Below are 23,893 nucleotides of genomic sequence, written 5' to 3'. Positions count from 1 at the left end.
CGCTCCACTGATATGGACGCCCGCAGCTCCGGCCCTCCTCCAGGAGACTCCGAATGACCAGCACCGCTCTCGAGAACGCCCCGGCACCCGCCGCGGCCGCCTCCGAAGTCGAACTCTCCATCGGCGGCATGACCTGCGCGTCCTGCGCGGCACGCATCGAGAAGAAGCTCAACCGCATGGACGGCGTCACGGCGACGGTCAACTTCGCCACCGAGAAGGCGAAGGTCTCCTACGGGCCGGGGACCGGGATAGCCGACCTCATCGCCACCGTGGAGAAGACCGGCTACACGGCCCAGGAGCCGCCGAAGCCGGCGGCCCGCACCGAGGTGGCCGTCCCGTCCGGGGCTCAGGAGGGCGACGGCGGGGAGACCGGCGCACTGCGGCAGCGGCTGCTGGTGTCGCTGGTGCTCTCGCTGCCGGTGGTGCTGATGGCGATGGTCCCGGCCCTCCAGTTCGACAACTGGCAGTGGCTGTCCCTGACCCTGGCCGGCCCGGTGGTGGTGTGGGGCGCGCTGCCCTTCCACAAGGCCGCCTGGACCAACGCCCGGCACGGCGCCGCCACCATGGACACGCTGGTGTCGATCGGCACCCTCGCCGCCCTCGGCTGGTCGCTGTGGGCCCTCTTCTTCGGCCACGCCGGCATGCCGGGCATGCGCCACGGCTTCGACTTCGCCGTCTCCCGCACGGACGGCTCCTCCTCCATCTACCTGGAGGCCGCCGCCGGGGTCACCGCGTTCATCCTGGCCGGGCGCTACCTGGAGGCGAAGTCCAAGCGCAAGGCCGGCGCGGCCCTGCGGGCGCTGCTGGAGCTGGGCGCCAAGGACGTGACCGTGCTGCGCGACGGGCGCGAGACCCGTATACCCGTGGCCGAACTGGCCGTCGGCGACCTGTTCGTCGTCCGCCCCGGCGAGAAGATCGCCACCGACGGCACGGTCACCGAGGGCGGCTCCGCCGTCGACGCCTCCATGCTGACCGGCGAGTCCGTGCCCGTGGACGTCACCGTGGGCGACGCCGTCACCGGCGCCACCGTCAACGTCTCCGGCCGCCTGGTCGTCCGGGCCACCCGCGTCGGCGCCGACACCCAGCTGTCCCGCATGGCCAAGCTCGTGGAGGACGCCCAGAACGGCAAGGCCGCCGTCCAGCGCCTGGCCGACCGCATCTCCGGGATCTTCGTCCCCGTCGTCCTGCTGATCGCCCTCGGCACCCTGCTCACCTGGCTGTTCGTGACCGGCGACGCCACCGCCGCCTTCACCGCCGCCGTCGCCGTCCTCATCATCGCCTGCCCCTGCGCCCTGGGCCTGGCCACCCCGACCGCCCTCATGGTCGGCACCGGCCGCGGCGCCCAGCTCGGCATCCTCATCAAGGGCCCCGAGGTCCTGGAGTCCACCCGCCGCGTCGACACCGTCGTCCTGGACAAGACCGGCACCGTCACCACCGGCCGCATGGCCCTCCACGAGGTCATCACCGCCCCCGGCGTCTCCGAGCAGGACCTGCTCCGCCTGGCCGGCGCCCTGGAACACGCCTCCGAGCACCCCATCGCCCGAGCGATCGCCGACGGCGCCGCCGCCCGTACGGGCATCCTGCCCACCCCCGAGAGCTTCGAGAACGTCGCCGGCCTGGGCGTCCAGGGAGTCGTGGACGGACACGCGGTGCTGGTCGGCCGCGAGAAGCTGCTGGCCGAGTGGGTCATCGAGCTGCCGGTCGAGCTCGCCGCGGCGAAGGCCGCCGCCGAGGCCGAGGGCCGTACCGCCGTGGCCGTCGCCTGGGACGGGCAGGCCCGAGGCGTCCTCACCGTCGCCGACGCCGTCAAGGACACCAGCGCCGCCGCCATCGCCGAACTGCGCCGCCTGGGTCTGACCCCGGTCCTGCTCACCGGCGACAACAAGGCCGTGGCCGAGGCCGTCGCCCGTGAGGTCGGCATCGACGAGGTCATCGCCGAGGTCCTCCCCCAGGACAAGGTCGACGTCGTCAAGCGCCTCCAGGCCGAGGGCCGTTCGGTCGCCATGGTCGGCGACGGCGTCAACGACGCGGCCGCCCTGGCCACCGCCGACCTCGGCCTGGCCATGGGCACCGGCACGGACGCCGCCATCGAGGCCGGCGACCTCACCCTCGTCCGGGGCGACCTCCTGGTGGCCGCCGACGCGATCCGCCTCTCCCGCCGCACCCTCGGCACCATCAAGGGCAACCTCTTCTGGGCCTTCGGCTACAACATCGCCGCCCTCCCCCTCGCGGCCGCCGGCATGCTCAACCCGATGATCGCCGGCGCGGCCATGGCCTTCTCCTCGGTCTTCGTGGTCACCAACAGCCTCCGCCTCCGCCGCTTCCGGTAGGCCGGACCGACCACCCACCAGCGGCGATCACCTACCATCCGCTAACCTGTCCTCGACCACCCGTACGCGGGTGGTCGAGGCCTCCGTAGCTCAGGGGATAGAGCACCGCTCTCCTAAAGCGGGTGTCGGCAGTTCGAATCTGCCCGGGGGCACACAGGACGAAGGCCCCGCCCGGTGATCCGGGCGGGGCCTTCGTCGTGTGGCGTCAAGGGTTCATGCTCAGGAGCTCATGAGGTCCGCGATGACGAGAGCGGTGACGGTGCCGCGGAAACCCCAGCCGGTGTTGCGCGAGTCGTTGGGGTGGTTGCGGCGCCACAGGGTGAGGCGCACCTGGCCGTCCTCGTCCGTGTCCTCGCTGGCGACGATCTCCAGGCCTATCTGGTCGAGCGACATCAGACAGTGACTCGGGTTGCCGTTCTCCAGCACCTCCAGCTGGTACGACTGGATCATCACGTTCATGACTGGCCGCCCCTTCTCGTCGAGGCGGATCTTGCCCGGGATCGTGAACCCCTGCTTCTGCGTGTACGCGGCCGCCTGGGGCGCCCGGTCGACCTCGAACTTCACTCGCTTGAACGCAATAGCCATTGCCCTGCCTCCGATTCGGTCCGTTCGTTGCCCGGCGAATTCGCCGAGACCATTGCTAGCACGGCTCCCGGGGTTCCTGTCACATCGAAGAATCGACTCCCGAGGGAATTCGAGCCGCTTTCCCATCCGGCATTTCCGCAGGTGGTGGCCCCTTGACAAGTGTTTTGCCGCAGCGGTAGACCACGCGACATACTTTCGCGTACGACCCTTTCCGGAAAATCCCGCGAGGCTGGCTCGAATTCTTCGCCGAGGCCCACGCCATCGGTAACGTCTGCTCCCGTCCGAACCGCGCATCGGAAAGGCGGGAGAAAATGGCACTCACGATCAGGCAGGGATTCGTCCCCCACACGCTGACGCCCGGCGGCAGGGCGGCCTTCACCATCGACGTCTCCTCGGATGTCGTCATCAGCGGTCAGAAGGAATGGATCGCGGTACGCCTGCCGGACGGCATCACGTTCCCGGAGGGCGGCGTGGTCCGGTACATCGCCGACGGCGCGAGGATCAACGACGTCCTCGGCGACACCTGGGACCCCCACAGCCGGCAGCTCCGATTCCAGAGCGAGTTGCACCTCAACGACGGCACGCCGCGGCAGAACGGCTTCTACTCGATCGACGTGCAGGCGCTCCCCGACGCGGCCCCGGGCCTCCGCAAACTGGCGGACGCGATCGAGATAGCCGGGGTCAAGGCCGACGTGGAGTTCGAGATCGTCTCCCCCCGCCCCGCCGAGAGCCTCATCAAGAACGGCGGGTTCGCCGGCGTGCAGTTCAAGGCGGACGGGAAATGGGACCCCCAGCAGGGGGTGCTCTACGCGCGGAAGACCACCGCGCTCGGTTCCTGGAACGTGGGTACGTATCAGGGCAAGGGCGTCTGGGCCCCCTCCCGCACGGGTGAACCCGGCGAGCTGATCGACATCATCAACGGTGACGCGGACGGGCACTTCCCGGAGGACCGGGAGCGTCCCTTCGTCAAGGGCGAGAACATCGTCGACGTCGACGGATCCAACACCTGCGGCTACATCGAGCAGACCGTCACGGTCACTCCCGGCAGCTGGTACGAGCTGTCGTTCCACACCGGCTACCACCTCGTGAAGGACGACCCCACCGGCCCCACCTACCTGCGGGCGGACGTGCGGTACGGGAAGCCCGACGCCGAGAGCGTGCTCGTGTGGGACGACTACGTCCAGTACTACACCGGCAAGGGCGCGGTCTCCTCCCAGGACTCCCGGAAGAAGCTCAACAACCCCGGCTGGCGCAAGCGTCGCCTGCGTTTCCAGGCGCCGGACGGCGTCAGCGAGGTGACCGTGCGATTCGCCAACCCCGGCCCTTCAGGATTCAACAAGGAACTGCCCGCCAATCCGGGCGGAAGCGCCGGAATGCTCGTCGCCCATGTGGGCCTCGTGCCCTGCGCGCCCGACCCGTACGTGGGTCGCTGAATTCCCTGGAGCCGGCGGCCCGTCGTACGCGACGGCGGGCCGCCGGCTCCGCCGTTTTCACGGGCTGCGGACATGCTTTCTCCTTTCGGTGGTCGATGCGGCGGGCCAGTCTGCTGACGGCGTGACAGCGGCGTCAACAGCGCGTCCACCGACCCGCCTGTTTCGCGTCGTGTCACCCGGCCGATAACCCCTGTTCGGCGCCCTCTTGACGCACCCCGGGAGCCCTCGCTATTCCGCGCGCCATGTACGGCCAGCGCTCCGACCAGGCTCGATGCAGGTCACAGCGACCGGAAAACGACGACTCCGCTTGGTGGACCCCGATAGTTGCCTGGCCGGTGCCCGCTTCCGCCGGGTGGCGAGGGGAAGCACCGGCTCCACCACCAGCGCGTCCATGGATCGTTCATCGACCATTTGCACGTCCGCGGTGTGATGGAAGTGTCGGCAAGTCCGTGTCCGTGCCCGACGCCCCCATCCATTCCGCGCTTCTCGCAAAAGGAGCTCTTCGCAGTGGAACGTCCCCGCATGGCCTGTGAACTCGAATTGGTGATACCCGCCTACAACGAGGAACACCGGCTCGCACCGACCGTCATCGCGCTCGCCGAGCATTTACGCGGCATGCCCGTGACCGCCGCACTGCGCGTCGTCGACAACGGCAGCAGCGATCGCACCGCCGAATGCGTCGACCGGCTCGCCGCGTCCGGCATTCCCATCACGGTGACCGGCTGTTCCCGCCGGGGCAAGGGGGCCGCGGTGGCGCGCGGCATGGTGACCACGCGGGCCCGATGGGTGGGGTTCTGCGACGCGGACCTCGCCACGCCCGCCGCCGCCATCGACGACGCGGTCGCCCTCCTGCGCGAGGGCTGGCAGGTCGTCGTCGGCTCCCGGCGCTGTCCCGGCGCCCGGGTACCCGTACGGCAGCCGGCCCTGCGGCGGCTCGGCGGGGCCGGGTTCCGGCTGGCGACCCGCCGGTTCTCCGGGCCGGTCAAGGACACCCAGTGCGGGTTCAAGTTCTTCGAGGCGCGGGCGGCGCGCACGCTCTTCGCCGGAGTGACCACCACCGGCTTCGCGTTCGACCTCGAAGTGATCGCCCGCGCCCGGGCCCTCGGGCTGAGCCTCACCGAGTTCCCGGTCGCGTGGAGCGACCAGGAGGGCTCCAGCTTCCGCCCGTTCGCCGACGGCCGTCGCGTGGCCGGCGAGCTGTGGCGGCTGCACCGGACCCTCCACCACCGGCTGCCTCCCCGCGCCGAGCAGCACCACATCCTTCTCCCCGCGCACGTACACGCGCACGCGTACGTACCCGCCACCCCGGCCACCGAGGGGGCGGGATGAGCGCCCCCACCGCCTTACGGACCGCCCTCCCCGCCGTCCAGGACTGGCACGGCCGCCACGTCGTCGTCTGCAACTGGCGCGACGGCCGCCATCCACAGGCGGGCGGCGCCGAGTTGTACTGCGAGGAGATCGCGCGCGAGCTCCACGACGCGGGCGTCCGCGTCACCTATCTCACCTCCCGTCCGCGCGGCACAGCGCGCCGCGAGGACACCGCGTTCGGCACGGTCGTACGCGGCGGCGGCCGGTTCACCGTCTACGCGTTCGTCCTGCTGTGGCTGCTGCGACACCGCCGCTCGGTGGCCGCCGTGGTCGACTCGCAGAACGGCATCCCCTTCTTCACCCCCCTCGTGCTGCGCCGCCGCACCCCCGTCGTCCTCCTCATCCACCACGTCCACCAGGGGCAGTTCGCCCTGTGGTTCCCGCGTCCCGTCGCCGGGTTCGGCCGCTGGCTGGAGGGCCGGGGCAGCGGGCTGGTGTACGGGCGGCGCGCGGTGTGCGCCGTGTCCCCCTCCACCCGGGCCGAGATCCGCCGGCGGCTCGCCGTACGCGGCCCGGTGCACTTCGCCCCCGCCGGGCTGGAACCGGCCCCGCCGCCCGCGCCCGCCCCCCGCCGCCGCTCCGCGGCCCCGCGCGTCGTCTGCGTCGGCCGGCTGGTCACCCAGAAGCGCGTCGACCTGCTGGTACGCGCCGTGCCGGCCCTCCGCCGCGACGTCCCGGACGCCGAACTGCACATCGTCGGCGACGGCGAGGCCCGCGAGGGGCTGGAGGCGCTGGTGGCCGAACTCGGCGTCGGCGACGCCGTCTTCGTGCACGGCCGCGTCCCGCACGAGGAGCGCGACGCGCTCGTCGACTCCGCCTGGATCACCGCCACCACCTCGCTCGCCGAGGGCTGGGGGCTGTCGGTGATGGAGGCGGCGGCGGCCGGTGTGCCCGCCCTCGCCTACGACGTCCCCGGCCTGCGCGACACCGTCCGGCACGGCGTCACCGGCTGGCTGCTGAACCCCGGCGACGACCTCGCGGCCGGCCTGGCCAAGGCCCTGCGCGCCGTCGAGGCGCCGGACGACGCCGCCCGCCGGGAGGAGGAGTGCCGTACCTGGGCGGCCCGGTTCACCTGGACGGCCACCGCCTCCCACCTGCTCGCCGCCGTGACCGCCGAGGAGGGCCGGCTCGCCCGCGACCGGGCGGCGAGCCGCCGCGCCCGGGCCGAGCGGCGCGTCGTCACCGACGCCTGCGCCGTGGTCACCGCCCCCGCCGACCTGCTCGCCGGGGCCGACCTCGGCTCCCTGCGCGCCACCGACCTCGTCGACCTCACCGGCCCGCGCCCCGGGCTGCTGCTGCTCGGCGCCGACGAGCGCGACGCGGCGGCCGTCCTCACCCGCATCGGCCTGGACCCCGCCGACGAGCGCGTGACCGTACGCCTGGCCCGGCACGGTGACGTCCTCGGCTGGCAGGCCCACCCCCCTTCCCGGGCGCGGCGGCATGAGACGGGCCGCCGCCGCGCCATCGCACCAGCCGCCGCCCTCGGCACCCTTTTCCTTCTTTCGCTGGCCCTGCGCCTGCCCTTCCTCGACCGCTCCTACGACGTCTTCGTCGACGAGCTCTACTACACGGCCATCAGCCGGCACCTCGCCGACGGCCAAGGGCCGGTCTTCGACGGCCAGTTCTTCGCCCTGCACCCGCCCGCCCTGTTCGCGCTGCTCGCGGGGTTCATGCGGGTCACCGGGCGGGCCTCCGGGGACCTGCTGCATCAGGTGCTCGATCTGCGTCCCGTCGTGGCCGTGACCGGCGCGGTGGTCGTGGTGGCGGTCACCGCGCTGCTGCGCCGCGCGACGCGGCCCCCGTTCGCCCTGGCCGCCGGGCTGTTGCTCGCCCTCGACCCGTTCCTCAACCGCTTCGACAGCCGCGTCATGCTGGAGGCGCAGGCCACGGCCGCCGCCGCGCTGGGCATGCTCGTGCTCTCCCGCACCCCGCCGACGGCCCGCGGCCGCGCCGCCACGGGTGCCGGCGCGGGACTGCTGTTCGCACTCGCGATCACCACCAAGGAGCCGTACGCGCTGGGCACGTTCGTGCCCGTCACCGTGCTGGGCCTGGCCGCTCGCGGCGATGTGCGACGCGTGCGGCTGACCGCGGCCGCCGTCACGGTCGCCGGCTACGCCGTCTACGTCGTGACGGTCGCCGCGACCGGCAACTGGGCGGCCTGGTGGGCGCAGAAGACCGACGGGATCGCCCGCGCGCTCGGCCTCAAGCAGATCAGCGGCTTCAACAGCGACGCCGGGTCGGTGGCGTTCACCGACCGGCTGCTCGTCCAGCTCGGCCGGTTCGCCGTGCCGTACGCGCTGATCGCGCTCGGGACGGCGGCCGTCGCGTGGCTGCTGTGGTGCCGGCTGCGGCGGCCCGCGGTCTTCGCCGGACGCCCCGGACGCTCCGGACAGCCCGGGCGGACCCTCGTGACGGCCTGGGCGGCCTGCACGCTGCTGCACCTGACCTACGCGGTGGCCGTGGGCACGCTGGAGGAGCAGATGTTCTACCCGCTGGTCGTCACCAGCACCGCCGCCCTCGCGCTCGCGCTCGACCTCACGGCCGGCAGCGCACGGCCGACCGCCGTCCTGGCCGCCGTCGCCGCCCTCGCCCTCACCGTCGACGCCGTCGTCTGGACGCGGGTCCACACCCGGCACGACGACGCCCTCCGCCGCACCCTGGCCTGGTCGCGGACGCACCTGCCCGGGGGCAGCGTCGTCGCGGCCACCGACGAGGCGGCGTCCTTCGTCCTGCCCGGCGCGCGGCTGGCCGACTGGCGGACCACCGACGACCTGCGTCGCGCACGCGTCGACTACGTCGTGCTGTCCACCGAGCTCGTGCGGCAGGGATACGCGCACATCGGCGCCCGGCTGCCCGGCGTGCTGGAGCGCGAGGCCCGGCTGGTGCACAGCGAGCGCGGGGAGACGACCGGGACGCTGCGCGTGTACGACGTGCGGGCGCTGGTCGCAGGCCCCGGACGGGCCGGGTGACAACAGTGACGACGACGTCCACCGCAGTGACGACGACAAGCACCGCCCCCGCCCCGCCCCAGGTGGACGCGACGACGGGCCCGGTCCGTGGCGCCCTGCTGCTCACCCTTTCCGCCGTCCTGGTCGGCGCGGGCAACTACGGGTTGTCCCTGTATCTCGTCCACGCGCTCTCCGCACCGGACTTCACCCTCTACTCCGCCGTCTCCTCGGTGCTGCTGAGCGTCGGCACGCTGGCCGGGGCGACCGTGCCGTGGGTGCTGGCCCGCGAGGTGGCGGACAGCGCGCCCGGCGGTGCGCGGCGGCGGCACGCGGTGCGCACCTGTCTGTGGCTGGCGCTGGGACTGTCCGTCCCGACCGCCGCCGCGGCGTGCGGGGCCGCCGCCTCGTACGCCGGCGCGATGCCGCTCGCGGGGCTGGCGGCCGCGTGCGCGGCGATCTGGCTCACCTCGGTGGGCGCCGGCCACTTGCAGGGGCGCGAGCGGTTCGCCCGGCTGGGCGCGCTGCGGGTCGGCGAGGTGGCCGTGCGGATCGCCGTCACCCTGCTGGCCGTCGCGGCCGGGTGGGGCGCCTCGGGGGCGATCGGCGCCTTCTCGGCGGGCGCGGCGGTCACGGCCGTGGCGGGGCTCGCCGCCCTGCGCGGCGACCTGCGGGGCGACCTGCGGGGCGACCTGCGCGGACGGCCTTCCGGAGCGGCCTCCGCCCGCGAACGGGACCGGTCCGGGCTGTGGCGGCGCGCGGCGGCCGTCGGCGGCATCCAGGTGCTGACCTGTGTGCTGTGCACGCTGGACGTGGTGGTCGGCGCGGCGGTGCGCGGCGGGTCCGCCGACCTGGCGCCGTACCAGGCGCTGCTGGTTCTCGCCCGGGTGCCGCTGTTCCTGTCGACGGCCCTGGCCACCGTGGTCTTCCCGCGGCTGGCGGCCGGGCGGACGCGGGAGGCCGGCGCGGGCTTCCGTACGGCCCTGCGGCTGCACTGGATCGCCGGGACGGCCGTCACGGTCGTGATCGCCACCTGCCCCGACGCCGTCACCGGGCTGGTGCTGCCCCGGCACTACACCGCGTCGGCCGCGCTGCTGCCGCCGCTGGCCCTCGCCGGGTTCGCGGCCGCGACGGTCGTGCTGGTGACGGTGGTGTTCCAGGCGTGGGGCCCGGTCCGGCCGGTCGTGCCGGCGCTGGCCGCGGCCTGTCTGCTCGGGGGCGGCGGGTACGCCCTGGCGGCGGCCCGTCCCCCCGTCCTGGCGTGGAGCGCGGCGGCGGTGACCTCGGCGGTGGCGGCGGTGACGGTGGCCCTGGCGCGGCGCCGGGTCGCCGGGCTCGGACCGGCCGCGGGGGCGGCGGGCCCGCTCGTGGCGGGCGCCCTGGCCTGCTGGGCGCTGCTCGCGCTGCGCCCGTATCCCGTGGTGTGGGCCGGTGCGGCGGTCGCCGTCCTGGCGGGCGCGGGGCTCGCGGCCCGCCCCCGGTCGCGCCGCCCGGGCCCGTACCGGGTGCTCCACCTGGGCTTCGAGGACCCCCGGCGGCCCGGCGCGGGCGGCGGTTCGGTCCGTACCCACGAGGTGAACCGGCGGCTGGCCGCGCGCGGCGTCGAGGTGACCGTGGTGGTCGCCCCGTGGCCGGGCGCCACGCCGGTCGTGCGCGACGGCGTCCGGTACGTGCCGCTGCCGGCGCGCCTGGGGCCCCTGGCCCGGAGCCGGTTCGCCGCCCAGATCGCGTACTTCGCGGTCGTCGTCACCCGCCTGCCGTGGCTGACGTACCGTCACGATCCGGATGTGGTGGTGGAGGACTTCGCCGCCCCGTTCTCCTCGGTCTGTGTGCCGTACCTGACCCGCAGGCCGGTCGTCGGGCTGGTGCAGTGGCTGTTCGCTGCGGACAAGGCGCGCGAGTTCCACCTGCCGTTCGGCGCGGTCGAGCGGCGCGGGCTCGCCTCGCACACCACGCTCGTCGCCGTCGGCGAGGGCCTCGGCGCCGAGCTGCGGGAGCGCAATCCGGCGGCCCGCGTGGAGGTGATCCCCAACGGCGTCGACCCGGCCGCGTTCTCCCGGCCCGCCGCCGTACGGGGCGACCACGTGCTCTACCTGGGCCGGCTGGAGACCACGTCGAAGGGCCTGGACCTGCTGCTGCGCGCCTACGCGCTGGCCGCCCCGCACACCACGGCCGACCTGTACGTCGCGGGCGACGGCCCGCACGGCCCGGCCGTCCGCGCCCTGGCCGCCGACCTGGGCATCGCCGACCGGGTCCGCTGGCTGGGCCGCGTCGACGGCCTGGCCCGCTTCGACCTGCTGACCTCGGCCCGCCTGGTCTGCGTGCCCAGCCGCCGCGAGACCTTCGGGATGGTCGCCGCCGAGGCCCTGGCCACCGGCACCCCGGTGCTGGCCTTCGACATCCCGCACCTGCGCGACCTGGTCACCGACGAGGTGGGCGTCCGCGTCCCGCCCGGCGACCTCGACGCCTACGCGGCCGCGCTGACCGCCCTCATCCGCGACCCGGCCCGCTGCGCGGCGCTGGGCGCGAAGGGGCCGCCGACGGTGGCCCACCTGGACTGGGACCGGATCGCCGCCACGCAACTGGCGGCCTACCACCGGGTCGCGCCCGGACCTCCGGCCCCGCACGACGCACCCGTCGCCGACGGGTGACCACTCGAAGAGGAGAGGAAAGAGTCATGGCGTTCCACATCAATCAGGGCAACCCGAACCCGCAGATCCTGGAGCCGGGGGCCAACGCCTCGTTCGCGATCGAGGTGTACGTCGACGGCGACCCGGTCGGCCCGGGCGAGATCATCCAGGTGAAGCTCCCCGAGGGGCTGGTCTTCCCGCCCAGCGGCGAGATCCGCTACATGCAGCTCGACGCGGGCATCAACCGACCGCTGCCGATCGAGAGCCGCGACCCCGGCGGCCGCCTGGTCCGCTTCAAGGCCGAGGCGATCGGCAACAAGCCGGAGGGCTTCTACTCCGTGAACGTCCAGGCCCTGGCGAACGCCGCGCCGGGTGACCGTACGGTCCCGGACGGCCTCACCATCGGCGCCACGTCGTCGAAGCTCAGCTTCCGGGTCAGCGCTCCGCAGCCGGTGGAGCGGCGGATATACGGAACCGTCGCGGCGAGCGGAGGCCGCAGCAACGGCACCGGCTTCACCTCGGTCCGGTCGGCGACCTCGACCTTCACCATCACGTTCGACAAGCCCTTCGTCTCCACGCCGGTCGTCGTGGCCACGGCGGCGATCGGCAGTGCCACGCCGATCATCACGGTCGCCAGTGTCTCCCCGACCGCGGCCGTGGTCTACACCGCGAATCCGAGCAACGCCTGGAGCCCGCAGCCGTTCCACTTCATCGCCATGGGCCTCGCGGCGCCCACGGCGTAACCACCCGTCCCCTCCCCACCGGCCTCTCCGCCGCTCCCCCGGCGGAGGGGCCCTTCCCCGTTGGGGGAGATCCGTGATGTGTTGATCGTTTTGTCTGGCGACCGACTAAGGTCGACGGAGAACGCTTCGTGGGAGGGAAAACAGCCGATGAGCCGCCGCTCCAGTGGCCTGATGGGAGTCTGGGCGGAAGCCCAGCGGCAGCAGCAGCGTCAGCACGAGGCGCGGCAGCGGGCGGCGGCGCAGGAACAGCGGGAGAGCGAACGGCAGCAGCGCGCGTACGAGCGGGAGATGGCGCGTCAGGACCGTGAGCGGCGGCAGGCGTACCGGCAGACGCGCGAGGCCGAGGCGCGCCGGCTGACCGAGGAGATCGAGGCCCGGGTCGCCGTGCTGGAGGGGATGCTGGCGGCCGGGTGCCGGGCGCCGGCGTTCACGACGGCGGCGCTGGCGCGGCCCGAGCAGTTGGAGCCCTTCAACCCCGGCCATCTGGCACAGCCCCTGGTCATGCCCGACCCCCACGACCCCCGCTACCGGCGCGACCGGCGGCAGTTCGAGAGCGACTGGTACGCGGCGCAGGCCGCCGAGGCCGAGCGGGTGCGGCAACTGGACGCGTACCGGCGGCAGTACGACCAGTGGGCCATGACCACCCTCGCGGAGACGCGGGAGTACAACGCGGGCATCGGCGAGATGGTCGCGGCGCTGCGGGACGGCGACCCCGAGGCGGTGGTGGAGTACTTCTCCGCCGCCCTCTACGCGTCCGGCGCCTGGCCCGACGACTTCCCCCACCGGATAGCCGCCGCCTACGACCCGGCCGCCCGCCAGCTGGTGCTGAACTGGGAGCTGCCGGGCCTCGACGTCGTCCCGGAGACCCGCTCCGTCCGGTACATGATCAACGCCGACGAGCAGAAGGAGGTCCCGCGCCCCGCCACCCAGCGGCGGGCCCTCTACCGCGACCTGCTGGCGCAGTGCGTCCTGCTGGCGGTGCACGAGCTGTTCGCGGCGGACGGGTTCGACACCCTCGCGTCCGTCGCCCTGAACGGCTTCGTCGAGGGCAACGACCCGGCCACCGGCCGGCCCGCGCGGATCTTCCTCGCGTCCGTCACCGTCTCCCGCAGCTCCTTCGCGAGCCTGCGTCTGGAGCAGGTCAGCGCCGTGGACTGCCTGACCGACGCGCTCGGCGGGCAGCTGTCGGCGCGCCCCGAGCAGCTCGCCGCCGTCCGCCCGGGCCGGCTGCCCGACGAGGTCGGCCGCGGCGTCGTCTCGCACGGCGGCGACGACGAACCGGACCTCTTCGAGATGGACCCCGTCGAGTTCGAGGGGCTGGTCGCCGAGCTGTTCCGGGCCCGCGGCATGCGCGCGGTGACCACCCAGCGCTCCAACGACGGCGGCGTCGACGTCGAGGCCCTGGACCCGGACCCGATCAGCGGCGGCCGGATCATCGTGCAGGTCAAGCGCTACCGGAAGACGGTGCCGCCGACCGCCGTCCGCGACCTCTACGGCACCGTCCAGGGGGCCGGGGCCAACAAGGGCGTGCTCGTGACGACCTCGGGGTTCGGCCCCGGCTCGTACGCCTTCGCCAACGGCAAGCCGCTGACCCTGGTGTCCGGGGAGGAGCTCGTCGAGCTGCTCGCGCAGCACGGCCTGCGCGGCCGGCTGGGCGGCGGCTCGCCCCGTACCGCCGCCCGGACCGGCTCGGCCGCCACCCCGCCCGGCGACCACAACCTGCTCGGCATGTCCTGGTCCGGCGGCGTCGCCCTCGACGTCTGCGCGCTGGTCTGCACGGGCACCCGCGTCCTGAGCGACGACCACTTCGTCTTCTACAACAACCCCGCCACCCCCGACGGCTCCGTCCGGGCCGCCGAGCCGACGCTCACCGACCGGGCGGCGCTGCGGGTCTCCTTCGACGCGCTGCCGACCGCCGCCGACCGGCTGGTGCTGGCCGCGGCCATAGACCCCGCGGTCGACCCGGACGCCGACCTGTCCCGGTTCACGGACGCCCGGATACGCCTCGCCGACGCGGCCGGCGCCGAGCTGGGGCAGCTGGAGGTCTCCGACGGGCGGCCCGGCGAGACGGCACTGGTGCTGGGCTCGTTCCGCAGGCGGACGAGCGGCGACTGGGACTTCGTGATCGGCGGCAAGGGCTATCCGGGCGGGCTGGAGGAGCTCGTGCGCGACTACGGCATCGACGTCGCCTGAGATCGCCCGCGCGGGCACGCGGCCGGGTTCCTTGATCGACCGGACTCTGTCGGCGGCGGCTCGTAGACTTCTTCAATGGCCGACCCCGCAACGATCAACGCCGCGACGATCCAAGCCGCGACGATCAACGCCGCGACGATCAAAGAACCCGGCGACGCCCTGGAGTGCCTGCGGCGCGTCTTCGGCTACGACGCCTTCCGCGGCGATCAGGAAGAGATCATCGAGCACGTCACCGGTGGCGGCGACGCGCTCGTCCTGATGCCCACCGGCGGCGGCAAGTCGCTGTGCTACCAGATCCCGGCGCTGGTGCGCCCGGGCGTGGGCGTGGTGATCTCGCCGCTGATCGCGCTCATGCAGGACCAGGTCGACGCGCTGCGCGCGCTCGGCGTACGGGCCGGCTTCCTGAACTCCACCCAGGACTTCGACGAACGCCGCATGGTGGAGGCCGAGTTCCTCGCGGGCGAGCTCGACCTGCTCTACCTCGCGCCCGAGCGGCTGCGCGTGGACGCCACGCTGCGGCTGCTCGACCGGGGCAAGATCTCCCTCTTCGCCATCGACGAGGCGCACTGTGTCGCCCAGTGGGGCCACGACTTCCGGCCCGACTACCTCGCCCTGTCCCAGCTGCACGAGCGCTGGCCCGACGTGCCGCGCATCGCCCTGACCGCGACGGCCACCGCGGCGACCCGCGAGGAGATCGCGACGCGGCTGAAGCTGACCGAGGCCCGGCACTTCGTCGCCAGCTTCGACCGGCCCAACATCCAGTACCGCATCGCGCCCAAGAACGACCCCCGCAAGCAGCTGCTGGAGCTGCTGCGCACCGAGCACCCCGGCGACGCGGGCGTCGTCTACTGCCTCTCGCGCAAGGGCGTCGAGGACACCGCCGCCTTCCTGGCCCAGAACGGCATCGAGGCCCTGCCGTACCACGCGGGTCTCGACGCCGGCACCCGCGCGGCCAACCAGTCCCGCTTCCTGCGCGAGGACGGCATCGTCATGGTCGCCACGATCGCGTTCGGCATGGGCATCGACAAGCCGGACGTCCGCTTCGTCGCCCACCTGGACCTGCCCAAGTCCGTCGAGGGCTACTACCAGGAGACCGGCCGCGCCGGGCGTGACGGCCAGCCCTCCACGGCCTGGCTGGCGTACGGGCTCCAGGACGTCGTCCAGCAGCGCAAGATGATCGACGGCTCGGAGGGCGACGAAGCCCACCGCCGCCGCATGGCCGCGCACCTGGACGCGATGCTGGCCCTGTGCGAGACGGTCGAGTGCCGCCGGACGCGGCTGCTGGACTACTTCGGCCAGGAGAGCACCGCCTGCGGCAATTGCGACACCTGCCTGACCCCGCCGGAGACCTGGGACGGCACGGTCGCCGCCCAGAAGTTCCTGTCCGCCGTGTACCGGCTGGCCCGGGAGCGGCGCCAGAAGTTCGGCGCGGGCCACATCATCGACATCCTGCTCGGCAAGAAGAGCGCCAAGGTCATCCAGTTCGACCACGACGCCCTGTCCGTCTTCGGCATCGGCACCGAGCTGTCCGTCGCCGAGTGGCGGGGCGTGGTGCGGCAGCTGCTGGCCCAGGGCCTGCTGGCCGTGGAGGGCGAGTACGGCACCCTCGTGCTCACCGACGCCAGCGGCGACGTGCTGGGCTCGCGCCGCACGGTGCCGCTGCGCCGCGAGCCGAAGAAGCCGGCCCGCGCGGCGAAGAGCGCGAAGGCGGCGGGCTCGGGCGCGGGCAAGCGTGCCCCCGTCGACCTGCCGGCCGAGGCGCTGCCGGTCTTCGAGGAGCTGCGCGCCTGGCGCGCGGCGACCGCCCGGGAGCAGGGCGTCCCCGCGTACGTGATCTTCCACGACGCCACGCTGCGCGAGATCGCCACGGCGCGTCCGGCATCGCTCGGCGAGCTGTCGTCGGTCGGCGGCGTCGGCGAGAACAAGCTGGCGAAGTACGGCGAGGGGATCCTGGGGGTCCTGACGTCGCTGGGCGGCGCGGCACCGGCGGCTCCTGCGGCGCCAGCGGCACCGGCTGCCCCGGCGGCCCCGGCGGCTCCGCCGGCGCAGGTGCCCGCCCCCCGGGCGGCCACCGCCTCGGACGAGGACCCGTGGCCGGACGAGGAGCCGACCTGGGACGACGAACCGCCCTACGAGGAGTTCTGAGGGGAGCTCAGAGGGGTCAGTCGCACCCCGGCCAGATGGGCGTAGACCACCACGTTGCCGAGGTACGCGTCGTCCTCCGTGGAGAAGCCGCCGCCGCAGGTGATCACCCGTAGCTCGGCCCGCCCGGAGGCCCCGTACACCTTCTCGGACGGGAAGTCGTCCCGGTCGTAGACCTCGATGGCGTCGATGGAGAAGACGGCGGTCCGGCCGTCCGAGCGGGCCACCTCCACGGTGTCGGCCTTCTTCAGGGCGCCGAGGTTGTAGAAGACCGCCGGGCCGTTCTCGTTGTCGACGTGCCCGGCGACCACGGCGGTGCCGGCGGCGCCGGGCGGGGTGCCGGCGGCGTACCACCCGGCGAGGTTCGCGTCCGCCTCCGGCGGGCTGGCCAGGCTGTGGTCCGGCAGCAGACCGAGCGGTGTCAGCGGGGCGTCGACCCGGATGGCGGGAACGACCACGCGGGTGGGCTCGGCGGGCGGCAGGGGCGGTACGCCCCACTCGCCGCGGCGCGGGGCGAGCAGGGGTTCGCCGGGCCCGGTGAAGGCCTCGGCCCGGGAGGGCTGGGGCGGTGGCGCCTGGTCCTTCGCACCGTGTTCGATCAGCCAGCTGCCCATCAGCAGGGCGATCGCGAGCGCCGTCGCGAGGAGCGCCTTGCGGCGGTGTTCACGGCCCACCCGGTCCTCCGGGCGGTCACGCGGCAGCCCGGGCACGCTCCGCAGGTAGGCGGAGCTGCCCGGGAACCCCGGAGGGCCGTCCCCGGCCCCCGGACGCCGCGCGCGCGTCCGGGGGCCGAGGTGCGGTCCGGCCGGCACCGGTGCGGACCCGCGGTCAGACCCGGCTGCCGCCGCCGCGGCGGCGCAGGAACCAGGTGCCCGCGATCGCCGCGGTGGCCAGGACGGCCGCGCCCGCCACGATCTCGGCCGTGCCCGAGCCCTCGCTCGTGCTGCCGACACCGGTCTTCATGCCGCCCATGGGGGGCGAGGCGGGCATGCTCGGCATCCCCGCCATGGCCGACGGCGAGGCGGAGCCGTGCCCCGCGCCGGAGCCCCTGCCCATGCCCGTGGCCGGGCTCGCCGAGGGGCCCGAGCCGGTGCCCGCGGCGGCGACGGAGCCCTCGGTGACGGTCAGGTCGCCGGTGGCCTCCTTGCCGTCCTCGCACTTGACCCCGATGCCGTACGTACCGGGCCGGGCCGAGTCGGGCACCTTGAACTGGCCGACCACGACCTCCTTGTGGGTGCCGGGCTTCAGCTCGAACGACGCCGGGCCGCCGACGGCGCTGGCGTCACCGGTGCCGCGACCGCCGGCACCGCAGTCCTCGGTGTTCACCGTGACCGTCGCGCCCGGCCGTACGCTGCTCGGGCTGACCTCCAGCTGTCCGAAGCCCTCGGCGTCGGTGTCGGCGAAGGCGGGGGCGCCGGACAGGCCCAGTGCGGTTATGGCGAGGGCGGTCCCGGTGAGCACTCGTGCAGTACGCATGCTTCCTCCGTGAGCGCGGACGCGGCACGTCGATGCGCCGCAGCGGAAGTCGGGATTCCGCGCTCCTCATGCCGAGCGAAGCCGCGATCCGCGGGCGCCGCAGCCGGAGGACGGCGAACGGGTGATCGCGTCACGCCACCGGGTCCGTCGCCACGCCACCAGGTCCGTCGTCACGGGCACCAGGTCGTCGCCACGCCACCGGGTCCGTCGCCACGCGACCAGGTCGTCGCCACGCCACCGGGTCCGTCGCTACGGCACCAGGTCGTCCGGGCAGCCCGTGCCGCGCGGCAGCTTGTACGGGGACGCGATGCGGTACGTGCCCGCGCGCGGGGCGCGCAGCAGCGTCCAGTCGTCCTCGGGCTCGCCCGCCCTGGCCGGCTGCACCTGCTTGGCCAGGCAGCCGTGGACGTTGACCGGCGACTCGCCGCGCGCCGCGGCCTTCGGCGGCGCGAAGGGCTTGCCGCCCTCGTCCACCAGGGCCAGCCACGGCGAGTACGGGATGCGGACCCGCACCGCGCCCGCCGCCTGCACGGTGACGGTGATCTCGTTGGCCTCCACCTTGTCCACGGTCGCCGGCGGGTCGGCGAGCGGCGTCGGGTCCTTGACCTCGTACAGCCGCCAGTTCGCGTCCGACCAGATCTCGCGCAGGTAGGGCACGCCGGTGCTGACCAGCTTGGCCTCCTCGACGCCCGCGTTGTCCGGCTCGTCGGTGGGCAGCACGACGTAGCGCACGGCCCAGCGGGACAGCCAGTCGCGGTAGCTGTCCGGGGTGAGTAGGCCCTCCTCGTAGAAGAGCGGGTTGCGCTTGAGGTCGGCCTGCCGGTTCCAGCCGCGGGCCAGGTTCACGTAGGGCGACAGCGCCGAGGCCTCGCGGTGGCTGCGGGCCGGGACGACCTCGACCCGGCCGCGGGAGGCGTCCACCCGCTGCAGCCGGTCCACCAGCGGGGCCAGCTCGCGGGCCCAGGAGGCGGCGGGGGTGGTGTGGATTATGTCGCTGACCGAGTTGACCGTCTGCCAGACCGTCACGGTGAGCACCGCCAGCACGGTCGCGGTCCAGACCCGGCCGCGGCGCAGCAGCTCGGCCCGGGACGGCCGCTCGGCGCCGGTCAGGACGGCGACGAGCACGACGCCGCCGAAGACCATGCCGAGCCGGGAGATGTTGGTGCCGATCTGCGAGGGGATCAGCCAGCACAGCAGCACGCCCAGCACGTAGAGCGCGGAGACCACCCGGACCGTGCGCCACTCGCGGGGCGTCATCGTCATCCCGAAGATGCCGGACAGGAGCGGCAGGATCGTCGAGGCGAAGCTCATGGGCTGCTGCCCGGAGAACGGGAACAGCCACGCCGACAGCGCCACGACCAGCACCGGGGTGAGCCCCAGCGCGTACGACGCCGGGCGCCGGCCGCTCAGCCACAGCGCGGCGGCCACGACACCCACGCACAGGCCGGCCACCGGGCTGGAGGCCGTCGCGAGGCCGGCCATCAGCCCGGCCAGCGCGGCCCGGCCCCAGCGGTAGCGGCCCTCGGCCCGCCAGCGCGTCGGCCACGCGAAGATCGTCGCCACGGCCGCCAGACCGAACATCATGCCGAGCCCGAACGTCACGCGCCCGGAGATGGCGTTGCACAGCAGCGCGAAGGTCCCGTACAGCGCGGGCCACAGCGGCCGCTCCACGACCCGGCTGCGGACCAGCAGCAGCGCGATCAGCCCGGCCGAGACCGTGCCCGCGATCATCATCGTGGTGCGGACGCCGAGCGCGGCCATGAGGTACGGCGAGATCACGCTGTACGAGACCGGGTGCATCCCGCCGTACCAGGCGAGGTTGTACGCGGACTCGGGGTGCTGGAGCGCGAACTCGGCCCAGGCGTCCTGGGCCGCGAGGTCGCCGCCGCTGTTGGCGAAGACCAGCACCCACAGCAGGTGCAGCACGGCGGCCACGAGGAGGGTGAAGGGCACGGTCCGGGCGAGGAAGGGGGGCCGGCCGGCCCTCCGGTGGCCCGGCACCACGGCCCACGAGGGGCGGCGCCAGCCGCCGGACCGCGCTGCGGTGGTGGTGGCGGCGCCGTCGCCGGTTCTCTGGCTGTCCGGCTGTCCCGGCTCACCGGCACGCGCCGGCCCCACGGTGGTCACTGCGGCTCTCCCCGTCCATCCCCCAGAAGTACTCCGTTCCCCCCATCTTCACGCATGCCCGGGCGATGCCGGACGGACCCCCCGTGATCGACTCGCCCGGGAGGCCCGCCCGTCATGTCAGCCGAGACGCGTCAGCTTGGACCCGAAGGACGGCTCGGACAGCGCGGTCTTCAGCGCCACCGGCACCTTGACCGCGTCCGCGCCGCTGCCCACGGTCAGCTCGCCGACCTCGGTGCCGGCCTTCGCCGTGTGCGGGATCTTGCGGCCACCGGTGTTCAGCGTGAACTTGGTGGTGAAGCCCGCCCAGCCCACGGCCGGGACGTCCTTGGTGGCCACGACCGGGGTCCGGCCGCCCAGGCCGTCCTCGACGAAGCCGACGACGTCGCCCTTCTTGACCGTGACGGCGGTCTTCATCGCCTTCTGGATGGCCGTGATCTGCGCGTAGCTCTTGTTCTTGACCATCATCAGGCTGTTCTCGGCGTTGGGGTCCAGGCCCTTGAAGTGCTGGTCCATGGTGGCGCCGACGATCAGGTACTCCTTGCCGTCGAGCTCACGCCGGGCGGCCCACATCAGCGCGCCACCGGCCGGACCGCTGGAGCCGGTCTTGATGCCGAGGACACCGGTGTGCTTGACGAGCAGGGTGTCGTTGTTGTTGTTGATCCGCTCGCCGAGGCCGGGGATGTCGGCGTTGGGCTGCGTGGTGATGTCCCGGATGACCTTGTTCTTGATCGCCACCTCGGCCAGCTTGACCTGGTCGCCGGCGGTGCTCTTGGTCGTCGCCTCGAGACCGCTCGGGTCGGTGTAGGTGGTGTTCGTCATGCCGAGGGCCTTGGCCTCGTCGTTCATCTTCTTGACGAACGCCTCCTCGGACCCCGAGTCCCAGCGGGCGAGCTGGCGGGCGATGTTGTTGCCCGACGGGATCAGCAGCATCCGGAGCATGTTGTACTCCGAGTACTTCTGACCGGCCCGGACGTTCACCCGGGACTCGTCCTCGGAGCCCGCCTCCTTCTCGGACTGCGGGTCCATGGTGATCATCTCGCCCTGCTCGTTCGGCTTGAGCGGGTGGTTCTTGAGGATCACCCAGGCGGTCATCACCTTCGCGACGCTCGCGGTCGGCACCGGCTTCTGCTCACCGGACGTGCCCACCTCGCCCGCGCCCACGACCTTGGCCGCGGACTGGCCCTCCTCGGGCCAGGCGAAGGAGGGCTTGTCGCCGTCGAAGGCGAAGTTCTTCTTCGCGCCCAGCGCGAGGTGCGGCTCCGGCAGCGGCCGGAACATCTGCACGACGACGAAGACGATCCCGAGGAGCGCCACCAGCGGCGTCCAGATCTTCACCCGGCGCATGACCGTGCGGGTGGGCGTCTCCGGCGGCGGCGGAGTGTTGGTCAGCTGGGCCAGCAGGTCCAGCGGCGCCTGGGGCCCCTGCGGCCGGCCACCGGGGGCCGGCGCGGCCGGCGGCACGGACACCGGGACGCCGGGCTTGGCGGGGGTGGCGGGCTTGCCGGGAGCGGCGCCGGCCGGGGAGCCGGCCGGCTTGGGGGCCTGGGGGGCCTTGGGCGCGTTCGGGGCCTTGGGGGCCTTGGGAGCCTTGGGGGCAGCCTTGGCGGGGGCCTCGTCGTCCTTCTTCAGCGGGACGAACTGGCTCGGGCGCCCCTGACCCGGCGCGGGGGCCGGGGTGGGGGCCTTGAGCAGCTCGGTGGGCTGATCGGGGGAGGAGGCGGCCTTGGCGCCCTTCCCGGGCTTCTCGGCCTGGTCGCCCTTCTTGCCCTTGTCGCCCTTCTCGTCCTTGGGCGTGACCGTCTTGAAGACGGCCGTGGGCCGGTCGACGGCGGGCTCGGCCTTGTCCTCGCCGGCCTCGCCGTCCGCGCCCTTCGGCGTCGGGGCCCGGAAGACGGCGGTGGGCTGATCGGCACCGGCCGGGACGTCCTCGGCGGGCTTGGAGGCCTTGGCGTCCTTGGCAGCGGGCTTGTCGTCCTTGGCGGCCGGCTTGTCGCCGTCCTTGCCCGGGAGCGTACGGAAGACCGCCGTGGCGCGGTCGACGGCCGGCTCGGAGGCCTTGGCGTCCTTGCCGTCCTCGGCCGCGTCCTTGGCGGCCGGCTTGTCGTCCTTGGCCGCCGGCTTGTCGCCGTCCTTGCCCGGGAGCGTACGGAACACCGCGGTGGCACGGTCGACGGCCGGCTCGGCGGCCTTCGCGTCCCTGCCGTCCTTGCCGTCCTTGCCGTCCTCGGTGTCGCCCTTGGCGCCCTCGGCGTCCTGGGCAGCAGGCTTGGCCGCCGGCTTGTCGCCCTTGACGGCCTTCTCGCCGCCGGCCGGGGCCCCGCCCTTGCCGGAGGCGACGGCGTCGCCCTCGGCCTCGTCGTCGGCACCGGCCACCCAGGCCTCCACGGCGGCCTTCAGACGGGCGTCGCCGCCCGAGGCCTTTGCGGATGCACCGGCGCGGTCCGCGCCCTTCCCGGCGTCCTTACCGGTGTCCTTACCGTCGCCGGCCGGAGCCGCCTCCGGCTCCTCCTCGGAGGAAACCTCGGGGGAGACGTCATCCACGGAGGCGGCCTCGGCCGCCTTCACCGCGGTCTTCACCGACGATCCCGATTCCCGGATGACTCCGAGCCTCGGATCGCGTTCGTTGCCGGTCGTGCCAGCCGTCTCCCCCGACGACTTCCGCTGCTCCGACTTGTCGGGGGACTCGCCCGCCACCGATGCCTCCTCGAATTCCCGCGCCATACGCCGAGGCGGGGCGACTGGTCGCCCCGCTCCCCGATCCTCTCAACGTGTACCAGTGTCCTCCGCCGCCGTCCCGCCGTAGCGCGACCGTACGGTCAGAGGACATCGTCGGGCTTCACCCACGTGCAAGACGAGACGACATACCTACCGGTTCCCGCCCGAAGCCACCACGCACTCTCGACAGACCAATGTGAGAGGGGTCACCCTGTCACTCATCCACGCGGGGAGGCATGGATGGGCAGGAGCCGCAGAACAATTCCGGAGGAGCTTCTGCTGCTCGCCTTGGACCCGGCTACGGGAACAACGGCGCAGCCGCAGTCGCTCGACCTCGGTCTCGCCGGGGCCCAGCTCGTGGAGCTGGCTCTGGCCGGGAGGATAGCCCCGGACGGGGATCGTATCGCCGTGGTGCACCCACGGCCGACAGGAGATCCGACGCTGGACACCGCGCTCGAACTGCTGCGCAGGCGCGGCAGCCCGGTGCGGGCCGTCCACTGGATCGGCGGGCCGCGGCTGGGCCTGCGGCAGACGTATCTCACGCACCTGGAGCGGTGCGGCATGGTGCATGCCGTGGCGGGCCAGATGTGCGGGGTGCTGCCGACGACCCGGTACCAGGCGACGGACACGGCCATCAGCCGGGAGATCAGGGCCCGGCTGGACAGCGCGATCCGCACCGGCGTGCCGCCGGACCCGCGGACCGCGGCGCTCGCCGCGCTGGCCCACGCGGTCGGTCTCGGCAAGCACCTCTACCCGGGGAACGAGGGACGCTCCTCGCGCTCCCGGCTCCGGGACCTGATCCGGCACGACCCGATGGGCGGGCTGGTGGCGCACGCCGTGATGGACGTGCAGAACGGCGTCGCGGCGCAGCCGCGGCGGGCGCCGGCGGCGGCCGGCGGCAATGGCCCGGGGCGCCGGGGCACGGCCGTGCGGCCGTCGTCCGAGGCGGCCGCGGCGAGCGCGGCGGGCGCGCAGCAGGCGGCGCACCGTGGCGTGATGGCGCGCGCGGGCGTCTCGTGAAACGGTTCGGCAGCCGCTGAACCACCCGGTGCGTCCACTGCTCCGACCCGTACCGCACCGCGGTCCCCATGGCCCGGTCCGGCAGCCGTGACGGGGGGGGGGGGGGGGGGGGGGGGGGGGGGGGGGGGGGGGGGGGGGGGGGGGGGGGGGGGGGGGGGGGGGGGGGGGGGGGGGGGGGGGGGGGGG

Annotated in this window: 14 protein-coding genes and 1 tRNA gene; 10 read left to right on the top strand and 5 right to left on the bottom strand. The window is 73.8% G+C overall.

The genetic code is table 11. The features are described from left to right. Positions 1-53 precede the first annotated feature (53 nt). Both AC07BS_RS32375 and AC07BS_RS32370 read left to right on the top strand, forming a co-directional pair. Entirely contained in the window at positions 54-2,330 is a 2,277-nt protein-coding gene (locus AC07BS_RS32375; RefSeq protein ID WP_478935277.1) for a heavy metal translocating P-type ATPase, read from the top strand. A 79-nt stretch (positions 2,331-2,409) separates the two neighbouring features. Further along, positions 2,410-2,482 (top strand) — tRNA-Arg (locus AC07BS_RS32370). 67 nt (positions 2,483-2,549) lie between these two features. Here the strand turns inward: AC07BS_RS32370 and AC07BS_RS32365 are convergent. Beyond that, positions 2,550-2,915, bottom strand: a complete 366-nt coding sequence (locus AC07BS_RS32365; protein WP_478646857.1) for a hypothetical protein — start codon at positions 2,913-2,915, stop codon at positions 2,550-2,552. Positions 2,916-3,226: 311 nt separating this feature from the next. On the opposite strand from AC07BS_RS32365, the gene AC07BS_RS32360 reads away from it, so the two are divergent. The 7 genes from AC07BS_RS32360 to recQ all read left to right on the top strand — a co-directional run bounded on the left by AC07BS_RS32360 (position 3,227) and on the right by recQ (position 16,372). Next, positions 3,227-4,348 carry a hypothetical protein gene (locus tag AC07BS_RS32360; RefSeq protein WP_478935276.1) on the top strand — a complete coding sequence of 374 codons (1,122 nt, stop codon included), beginning with the start codon at positions 3,227-3,229 and terminating at the stop codon, positions 4,346-4,348. Positions 4,349-4,855: 507 nt separating this feature from the next. Beyond that, on the top strand, positions 4,856-5,677 hold the full coding sequence (locus tag AC07BS_RS32355) for a glycosyltransferase (RefSeq protein ID WP_478935275.1): 822 nt from the start codon (positions 4,856-4,858) through the stop codon (positions 5,675-5,677). Then, entirely contained in the window at positions 5,674-8,685 is a 3,012-nt protein-coding gene (locus tag AC07BS_RS32350) for a glycosyltransferase (RefSeq protein ID WP_478935274.1), read from the top strand. The genes AC07BS_RS32355 and AC07BS_RS32350 overlap by 4 nt, the downstream gene beginning before the upstream one ends. A gap of 5 nt (positions 8,686-8,690) precedes the next feature. Then, complete coding sequence (locus AC07BS_RS32345) at positions 8,691-11,312, top strand: glycosyltransferase (protein WP_478935273.1); 2,622 nt, start codon at positions 8,691-8,693, stop codon at positions 11,310-11,312. Positions 11,313-11,338: 26 nt separating this feature from the next. Then, positions 11,339-12,034: a hypothetical protein gene (locus AC07BS_RS32340; RefSeq protein ID WP_478935272.1), complete on the top strand. Its 696-nt coding sequence runs from the start codon at positions 11,339-11,341 to the stop codon at positions 12,032-12,034. Positions 12,035-12,181: 147 nt separating this feature from the next. Continuing rightward, on the top strand, positions 12,182-14,227 hold the full coding sequence (locus tag AC07BS_RS32335; RefSeq protein ID WP_478935271.1) for a restriction endonuclease: 2,046 nt from the start codon (positions 12,182-12,184) through the stop codon (positions 14,225-14,227). A gap of 75 nt (positions 14,228-14,302) precedes the next feature. Further along, positions 14,303-16,372, top strand: coding sequence for a DNA helicase RecQ (gene recQ / locus AC07BS_RS32330; protein ID WP_478646873.1), 2,070 nt, complete (start codon positions 14,303-14,305; stop codon positions 16,370-16,372). On the opposite strand, the gene AC07BS_RS32325 is transcribed toward recQ, so the two are convergent. From AC07BS_RS32325 to AC07BS_RS32310, 4 genes are all read right to left on the bottom strand, one after another. Continuing rightward, positions 16,357-16,983, bottom strand: a complete 627-nt coding sequence (locus AC07BS_RS32325; RefSeq protein ID WP_478935290.1) for a class F sortase — start codon at positions 16,981-16,983, stop codon at positions 16,357-16,359. The genes recQ and AC07BS_RS32325 overlap by 16 nt on opposite strands. Before the next feature lie 214 nt (positions 16,984-17,197). Then, entirely contained in the window at positions 17,198-17,845 is a 648-nt protein-coding gene (locus tag AC07BS_RS32320; protein ID WP_478646875.1) for a hypothetical protein, read from the bottom strand. Positions 17,846-18,094: 249 nt separating this feature from the next. Continuing rightward, positions 18,095-19,972 (bottom strand): MFS transporter, encoded by a 1,878-nt coding sequence (locus tag AC07BS_RS32315; RefSeq protein WP_478935270.1) that lies wholly within the window; start codon positions 19,970-19,972, stop codon positions 18,095-18,097. Between the two features lie 117 nt (positions 19,973-20,089). Next, the gene (locus AC07BS_RS32310; protein WP_478935269.1) at positions 20,090-22,693 is read right to left on the bottom strand and encodes a D-alanyl-D-alanine carboxypeptidase family protein; all 2,604 of its coding nucleotides are present in this window, start codon (positions 22,691-22,693) and stop codon (positions 20,090-20,092) included. 234 nt (positions 22,694-22,927) lie between these two features. On the opposite strand from AC07BS_RS32310, the gene AC07BS_RS32305 reads away from it, so the two are divergent. Further along, a complete protein-coding gene (locus tag AC07BS_RS32305; RefSeq protein ID WP_478646883.1) occupies positions 22,928-23,707 on the top strand; it encodes a GOLPH3/VPS74 family protein in 780 nt (259 codons plus the stop codon). Positions 23,708-23,893 lie beyond the last annotated feature (186 nt).

It is taken from the genome of Streptomyces sp. NPDC044063, assembly GCF_056434285.1.
Note: the sequence above shows the minus strand (reverse complement) of the source record. Positions and strands in the feature narration are given on the sequence as shown.

Bases quoted from the DNA above. Each gene is read 5' to 3' on its own strand.
- AC07BS_RS32375 (WP_478935277.1), top strand. From the start codon at position 54: ATGACCAGCACCGCTCTCGAGAACGCCCCGGCACCCGCCGCGGCCGCC.
- AC07BS_RS32365 (WP_478646857.1), bottom strand. From the start codon at position 2,915: ATGGCTATTGCGTTCAAGCGAGTGAAGTTCGAGGTCGACCGGGCGCCC.
- AC07BS_RS32360 (WP_478935276.1), top strand. From the start codon at position 3,227: ATGGCACTCACGATCAGGCAGGGATTCGTCCCCCACACGCTGACGCCC.
- AC07BS_RS32350 (WP_478935274.1), top strand. From the start codon at position 5,674: ATGAGCGCCCCCACCGCCTTACGGACCGCCCTCCCCGCCGTCCAGGAC.
- AC07BS_RS32340 (WP_478935272.1), top strand. From the start codon at position 11,339: ATGGCGTTCCACATCAATCAGGGCAACCCGAACCCGCAGATCCTGGAG.
- AC07BS_RS32335 (WP_478935271.1), top strand. From the start codon at position 12,182: ATGAGCCGCCGCTCCAGTGGCCTGATGGGAGTCTGGGCGGAAGCCCAG.
- recQ (WP_478646873.1), top strand. From the start codon at position 14,303: ATGGCCGACCCCGCAACGATCAACGCCGCGACGATCCAAGCCGCGACG.
- AC07BS_RS32325 (WP_478935290.1), bottom strand. From the start codon at position 16,983: ATGGGCAGCTGGCTGATCGAACACGGTGCGAAGGACCAGGCGCCACCG.
- AC07BS_RS32320 (WP_478646875.1), bottom strand. From the start codon at position 17,845: ATGCGTACTGCACGAGTGCTCACCGGGACCGCCCTCGCCATAACCGCA.
- AC07BS_RS32310 (WP_478935269.1), bottom strand. From the start codon at position 22,693: ATGGCGCGGGAATTCGAGGAGGCATCGGTGGCGGGCGAGTCCCCCGAC.
- AC07BS_RS32305 (WP_478646883.1), top strand. From the start codon at position 22,928: ATGGGCAGGAGCCGCAGAACAATTCCGGAGGAGCTTCTGCTGCTCGCC.